This window comes from Stenotrophomonas sp. HMWF023, from assembly GCF_003060985.1.
Lineage (GTDB): Bacteria > Pseudomonadota > Gammaproteobacteria > Xanthomonadales > Xanthomonadaceae > Stenotrophomonas > Stenotrophomonas lactitubi.
In genome coordinates this window covers 17434-22032 of record NZ_QAIJ01000260.1, presented here as the reverse complement: position 1 = coordinate 22032, position 4599 = coordinate 17434, and the positions used below count along the sequence as shown (strand labels likewise).

The 4599-nt window shown below is 63.4% G+C and carries 4 protein-coding genes and 1 pseudogene; all 5 read right to left on the bottom strand.

Annotated elements, in window-relative coordinates:
• Positions 1–182 (bottom strand): annotated as a pseudogene (locus tag DBR20_RS14965) (energy transducer TonB); the annotation flags it as partial.
• A 143-nt stretch (positions 183–325) separates the two neighbouring features.
• The gene (locus tag DBR20_RS14960; protein ID WP_108266721.1) at positions 326–1513 is read right to left on the bottom strand and encodes a tetratricopeptide repeat protein; all 1188 of its coding nucleotides are present in this window, start codon (positions 1511–1513) and stop codon (positions 326–328) included.
• Between the two features lie 131 nt (positions 1514–1644).
• Positions 1645–2451 (bottom strand): M48 family metallopeptidase, encoded by an 807-nt coding sequence (locus DBR20_RS14955; RefSeq protein ID WP_025875555.1) that lies wholly within the window; start codon positions 2449–2451, stop codon positions 1645–1647.
• Positions 2452–2522: 71 nt separating this feature from the next.
• On the bottom strand, positions 2523–3368 hold the full coding sequence (locus DBR20_RS14950) for a CPBP family intramembrane glutamic endopeptidase (protein WP_108266720.1): 846 nt from the start codon (positions 3366–3368) through the stop codon (positions 2523–2525).
• A 67-nt stretch (positions 3369–3435) separates the two neighbouring features.
• Positions 3436–4599 (bottom strand): toprim domain-containing protein (locus DBR20_RS23255; protein WP_258223378.1); only part of this gene is annotated, 1164 nt, incomplete at its 5' end.

Genomic DNA, 4599 nt, shown 5'->3' with positions numbered 1-4599 from the left:
ATGGTCACCATGACGTTGCGCTCCTTCTCCGTCACGGCCTTGGGAGCCACGGCGGGAATCAGGAGCATCATGAAGGCCGCCAGATGCAGGGCGATTACAAACGCGATACCGACGATGCGAGGCCAGCTCAGCCCCGAGTCATCGGGTTGTTCGTACCGGTGAACGACTAGTTGTTCCGTCATGCGCCAAGAGCTCAATAGTGGGGCCGGAATCCCGGGGGCGGGATCCCTGATCAGCGGTGCATGACACCGCAGGAACCTCCAAGCTTATACCAATCCTGAGCGCTTGCGCATCAACTGGGCAGGCGTTCAGGCGTTATTCCTACTTACTTCAGGTTGATGATTTTCTTGGCATCAGCCTGGTTCTTCACGCCCTTCGCCAGCGCCTGCTGGGCGGCCTGCTTGGCCTCCGGGACACGACCTTCACTGTGCAAAACGCGTGCCAGATTCAGGTAGGTCTCACCGTCCTTGGAGAGCGGGGCGGCCTTCTGCCACGCGTCGATCGCCTGCGGCACCTGGTCGGAGTAGTAGTAGGACTGGGCCAGTGCCAGGTAGACCTGGTAATCCGGCTTCAGGATGCCCTTCTGCAACCCTTCGTTGATGACCGCGATGACGTCCTTTTCCTTGTTCTCGGTGTTGGCATAGATCGAGTACAGCTGCTTGTACTCGCGCTCTTCGGTGAGCTGACCGCTGCTGCGCAGCTTGTCCATCACCGTGGCGGCCTTCGGCATCTGGTCGGCCTGCATGTACATGTTGGCCAGGTTCAGCTGCGCTTTCTTGTCATTCGGGTTCTTGGCCGCCAGTGCTTCGGCGGCCTGCACGGCTTCACCGGTCTGGCCGGCTTCGGACAGCGCGGCCATAAGCAGCTGGTTCCAGTTGTCCTTCGGCTCGGCTGCGCCGGCGATGGCCTGCTTGAGCACCGGGATCGCTTCCTGGTAGCGCTCCAGCTGGTAAAGCGCCTGGCCCTTGATGATCAGCTCTTCCGGCTTGGTCGACTTGCTCTCGGCGAAGTACTTGTCCAGGGTCGCCAGGCCTTCAGCGGTCTTGTCTTCCTGGATCTGCAGCTGGCCCAGCATCAGCATCGACTGGAAGTGGCCGTTGTTGTCCAGGCCGTTGAACTGCAGCACCTGCTTCAGGTAGGCGATGGCGGCTGCGGTGTCGTCGGTCTGGTAGGCCGCCTGGGAGGCGAGCTGCGCGGCCAGCGACTTGTCGTACTCGTTGGCGCCCTCGGCGGCCAGGATCTCGTCGGCCAGCGTACGGGTCTCCGGGAACTTTTCCTTGTTGTAGCTGTCAATCATCTTCTGCAGCTTGCTGCCCAGCTTGGCCGACGACTTGGCTGCCGGTTCCTGGCGGGTCGCGTTCGGGAACAGCACTTCGGCCTTCGCCTGCTTGCCGCCACGGTTGCCACGCTCGGACGAACGCGAGGACTGCGCGAACGCGTCAGTGACCACGGCGCCGGTCAGGGCAGTGGCGATGAGGACGGAAAGCACAGCTTTGTGGTTACGGAAAATCATCGTTCACCTCGATCGAACCGCCGGTAGCGGCAAAGTCGGACTGTCAGAAAAATCTGAGCCGCCAAACGTATCAGAAACAGATGGCGTGAGAAATCGTTTTATGTGCTGCAATACAGCATGAATCTGCGCACTCAGCCACACTTTGGCCGGCGTCCAGCCGCCTGGGCCTGCTGGTAGACGGGGCCGAGCGCCGGCACATCGCGTTGCAACTCCCTGATCCGATTGGCTGGATCAGGATGGGTGGACAACCATTGCGGGCTGCGACCGCCACTGGCGGCCATCATGTTCTGCCATAGATCGACGGCCTGGGCGGGGTTGAATCCGGCCTCGGCCATCAACCGCTGACCGATCACGTCAGCCTCGCTCTCCTGGGTGCGTGAGCCGGGCAACAGGAACGCGGTCTGTGCCCCCATCCCGCCCAGCTGGTTGACCGTGCTGGCCGCGCCTTCGCCGCCATACGCTCCGGCCAGCGCCCCCAGCACCGCCAATCCGGTCTGCGCGCCCATCTGACGGGTGATGCGCTCTTCATGGTGGCGGGCGATCACATGACCGATCTCGTGGCCGATCACTGCGGCCAGCTGATCCTGGTTCTTGGCGACGCTGAAGATGCCGGTGTTGACCCCGACCTTGCCGCCGGGCAGGGCGAAGGCGTTCGGTTCCTTGTCGACGAACACAGCCGTCTCCCACCGTACGCCACGGTACTGAGGCGGCAACTGTGCGACGAGCGCGTTGACCACGCATTGCACGTAGCCGTTCTGGCGGCCGTCGCTGCTGATCTTCTCTTTCTGCTTGGTTTCAGCGAATGCCTGCGCACCCAGCTGGTCCAGCTGTGCCTGCGACACACCGCCCACCATCTGCCGGCGGCCGGTGGGCGAAGTGGTGGTCGCGCAGGCGCTGACCAGAGTGGTGATGACGATGGCCAACAGCAGTTGTTTCATGGACCCACCCCCGTGTTCAGAAGCCCAGTGTGTAACGGGTCTGCTTAATCTTTCGTCAAGCGGACAACGCCTTACGTTGCCCCGAAAAACACCAGGGCTGCAAGCGCCACGGCATTGTTCAGTGCATGTGCGGCGATCGCCGCCCACAAGCTGCCCGTGCGGCGGTACAGCCAGCAGAACGCAGCGCCCATGCCGCCATAGACCAGCCACAGCTGTGCGATCTCGGCCGGGCCATTGGCGCTGGTACCGGGAATTTCATGGATGAGCGCGAACGCCAGGCTGCTCAGGATCATCCCCAGCCACGGCCGTCCGGCCTGCCACAGACGCCCGAACAGGACCCGGCGGAATAGGAGTTCTTCGTAGGCGGGTGCAAGCACCACGGCAAACAACGTCAGGAACAGCGGAAAACGGGCAACCGCGTTCTGCATCAGTTCGAGGTTTGTCGGCACCGGCTCGATGCCCATCTGCTTGGCCACGAAGGCGATACCGTTGCTGCCGATCACGATCGCGCTGGCAACCAGCAGGGTCCATCCCCAAGTGGAGGGGCGACGGAGTGCTTCCCGCGAACGCTGGCGTTCGACAGCGTGGGCCGGTCGGCGCCAGAAATACACCAGCAGCGCTGCGCCGCCGGTAGCGACCAGTGCCATCAGGATCTGCCCGAGCGCACCGGGTTGGCCGAGCTGCTGGGCGACCGCTGCGGTATCGGGCGTGCCGCCGCCGGATTTGGCGCTGGCATAGCCCACCACGATGCCGCGGTAGAGCCCCCAGATCAGACCACTCACCAGGCTCAACCCGAACAGGGTGACGGCGGCGATACCCAGATCGATGAAGAAACCCGCCAACGGCGAGGAGGCGCGGGTGACAGTGGTTGCCGGCGGGACCGGCGGCGGAGCGGAAACCGGGGCGGAAGCGGACATCGATTACCTGCGATCAAGGGACAAAAGCCGGCGCACCTCCCCGCGCGCCGGCCACGATCCGATTGTGTCAGATATCCAGGTTGGCGACCTTCAACGCGTTGTCTTCGATGAAGTCACGACGCGGTTCGACCACATCCCCCATCAGGGTGCTGAAGATCTGGTCAGCAGCCACCGCATCTTCGATACGCACCTGCAGTAGGCGACGGGTATCGGGATTCACGGTGGTATCCCACAGCTGTTCCGGATTCATTTCACCCAGACCCTTGAATCGCTGGATCTGACGGCCGCGCTTGGCTTCGTCCAGCAGCCAGTTGCGGGCCTGCGCGAACGACTCGACTTCGATCGACTTGGCACCGCGGCTGATGACCGCACCCTCGCGGACCAGTCCGTGCAGCAGCTGCGCTGCCTGGTGGATTCCGCGCAGCTCGCCGCCTTCAAGTGCGGACAGCGGCAGCACCTGGATATGCTGTTCACCCATGTGGCTGCGCGTGACCAGCACCGCAGCCGGACGCTGCTCGTTGGGTTCCTGCAGTTCCAGGGTGAAACGGGCGCTGCCGAGGTTGCCCCGGTTGAGGTGCTTGGCCAGCGCGTCCAGGCCTTCGCCAGGACCTGCAGTGCGCAGGCTTTCCAGCTCCAACGGCATGAAGTCGACCAGCGCTTCGAGCAGGTTGCGATCGTAGCGGTGGGTATTGCGGTTGATCGTGTCCTGCGCGGCAGCGTAGGCGAGCAACAGCTTTTCCAGCGCCACGCCATCGATCGGCGGCTCGCCGGCGGCCGGCACCAGCCCAGCGCTTTCCACCGCGCTGCTGGCCAGATAGCTGTCCAGTGCCGGATCGTCCTTCAGGTACAGCTCCTGCTTGCCCTGCTTGATCTTGTACAGCGGCGGCAGGCCGATATAGACATAACCGCGCTCGATCAGCTCCGGCATCTGACGGTAGAAGAACGTCAGCAGCAGGGTGCGGATGTGCGCGCCGTCGACGTCGGCGTCGGTCATGATGATGATCTTGTGGTAACGCAGCTTGTCCGGGTTGTACTCGTCGCGACCGATACCGGTGCCCAGCGCGGTGATCAGCGTACCCACCTGGTCGGACGCCAGCATGCGGTCGAAGCGGGCACGTTCCACGTTGAGGATCTTGCCGCGCAGCGGCAGCACCGCCTGGTTCTTGCGGTTGCGGCCCTGCTTGGCCGAACCACCTGCCGAGTCACCCTCGACGATGAACAGTTCGGACAG